Source organism: Bradyrhizobium sp. (assembly GCF_035273305.1).
Classification (GTDB): Bacteria; Pseudomonadota; Alphaproteobacteria; order Rhizobiales; family Xanthobacteraceae; genus Bradyrhizobium.
Window position 1 is genome coordinate 1 of sequence record NZ_DATEPI010000002.1, and the last position, 2,296, is coordinate 2,296.

Consider the following 2,296-nt stretch of genomic DNA (forward strand, 5'->3'; position numbering starts at 1 on the left):
CGAGCAGTTGTTGTTGCGGTCGCCTTGTTGATCGGTCTGGGCGCTGCGATGGCGCAACAGGATGTAGCGGTTAAGCAGGATAATTTAATGCGAGCCCAGGGGAAGCAGCTATACAGCGTCATCCTGAAAACCGTGAAAGGCGAAATTCCTTATGATCAGAAATCCATTGATGCCGCCCTCACGCAGCTTGAGGAGAACGTAAGCACGATCCCCACTACGTTTGCGACCAACCCGAAGGAAGATGTGGTGAACGCAACCTACGGATCGTCGCAGAAAATCTGGAAGAACAAGGCTGATTTCGATTCGAAGGTACCGCCGGTCAAGAAAGCGATCGCGGACGTTAAAGGCAAGGTCAAGGATGTTGCCAGCCTGAAGGTCGCCTACGAATCCATCAACTCCAAATGCACCGATTGTCACGAGACTTACCGGCTCAAGCTCAAGTGACGATTCGATCTCCGGCTCGCTCGAGCGAGTCAGACCAGGATGTTGGCGCTCATTTCTTCTGCAGCCGTTGATCGCGCCTGCTGCTCGAGAAGGCTTGCCAGCAAAGTTGGATCGTCCGCCGTGATGATGGTCATCGGCTGATCGCGACCGCGGATTGATACTTCGGTTCGCGTCAGCTCTTCGGGTGCGAGACCAGCGTTTTTGCACACCTCCTCCGAGACGATGACGGTGCACTTCAGTGTCTTGGTCATATCCTGGAGACGGGCGGCGACGTTGACGGAGTCGCCGAGCGCGGTGAATATGGTGTGATCGCGAAAGCCGATATCGCCGATGATAACTTCGCCGCCATGAATGCCGATGCCGAACTGGATCGGCTGCGGCAATTCCGTCGCAAATTCGTGGTTCATGTATTCGACATTCGAGGCCACCAGCGAAGCCGCTCGTAGAGCCTGCCGGCAGGCGGTGGCCGGATCAACGTCGAGGCCGAATAGCGCCAGCACGCCGTCTCCGACGAACTGATTGGGCTGGCCCCCGCAATCGATCACCGCCTGCGAGGCAGCCTCCAGGAAACGATTGATCAGGAATACGATGTCGAACGGCAGCCGGGCTTCAGCCAGCTTGGTCGATCCGCGCATGTCGACAAACATGCTGACGACATAGTGCTCTTCACCGATGTTGACGCGCCTTCGGTTGCGAACGAAATCGGCGCCGACGTGCGCGGGTAGCACGGGAATGACGGCTATATCGGTCTGCGGCCGAAGTTGGCACGCAAGCCTGATCGACGGATTGGCGGCAGCGCCGACCTTTGCGAGCACATAGGTCTCTCGTCCAGAGGGACGCGGCAGCGCACTTCGATCGCTGACGACCCGAACACGGCAAGTCGAGCACCGCGCCCTGCCTCCGCAGACGCTCGCATGTGGCACGTTGAAACGCAGGCTGGCCTCGAGAACACTCAATCCTTTGGGTACCCGGACCCGCCGGTCCGGGTAGGATATGGTAACCGATCCGCGACGGCGCTCAAACAACACGCGAACACAGCGCGCGACGAATACGAGCGCAATCGCCGCTCCATAAAAAATCGGAAAGTAAAGCAGCGTGATTTCATCGAGCACCGACCGCTGCGCTGCGGGTGTCACCTTGATATGTTCGGCGCGCCATTGTGGCTGCGCCGCGCGTTCGGCCACCTCGTGGCCGCCGCGGTTGGTGCCGCTCATGGCCAGTGGCGGCAAAAGCACGGCGATCGCCAGCAGCAGCGGGGCCGCCCATTTGAAAAACGGCTTCATCCGCAGCCAGAAATAAAGGCCGATGCAGGCGTGGGTCCAGGCGACCGTGAGCAGAAGAAACTGCACGCCGATCATGTACGGACGCGCGACCCAGTAAGCCAGCAGCGGCGATGCATACATCGGCGCATCGCGTGCGAACAGCAGCGTACCGAGGCGCACGACACCCAGGTGACTAGCGATCAGCAGCGGAATACTTAGTCCGAACACCAACTGGGTTATTTCGATCAAGGCGTAGCGAAAATGGCGGCGTTGATAGAGTGCCCACAGGCCCAGCATGAAATGGGTAGCCGCCGCGGCATAAAGCGTAAAATTGACGATCGGAATCCGCCACCACCAAACGTGGAAGCGAAGCCAGGCCTCCATGGTGTCGTACGAGAGATTACCGAGTGCGTGATTGAAAAAATGCGAAAAAATGTAGGAGAACATCACGAGGCCGCAGCCGAGGCGCACCTGACGAACGCCGATGCCGCTGAACCAACTCGCAATCGCTGGCGTCTTGCTAACGGTGCGCACGTCAATGATTGCGGGTGCTGCGAGCGTCATGCGAATTCACGGTTCCGCCGGTGAAA

The 2,296-nt window shown here is 58.7% G+C and carries 2 protein-coding genes; one reads left to right on the forward strand and one right to left on the reverse strand.

From position 1 onward, the window contains the following. Nucleotides 1-444, forward strand: a 444-nt coding sequence (locus VJV58_RS00130; protein ID WP_324135274.1) for a cytochrome c, incomplete at its 5' end; no start/stop codon positions are given. A 29-nt stretch (nt 445-473) separates the two neighbouring features. Here VJV58_RS00130 and VJV58_RS00135 read toward each other — a convergent pair. Continuing rightward, nucleotides 474-2,270 carry an adenylate/guanylate cyclase domain-containing protein gene (locus VJV58_RS00135; RefSeq protein ID WP_324135275.1) on the reverse strand — a complete coding sequence of 599 codons (1,797 nt, stop codon included), beginning with the start codon at nt 2,268-2,270 and terminating at the stop codon, nt 474-476. Nucleotides 2,271-2,296 lie beyond the last annotated feature (26 nt).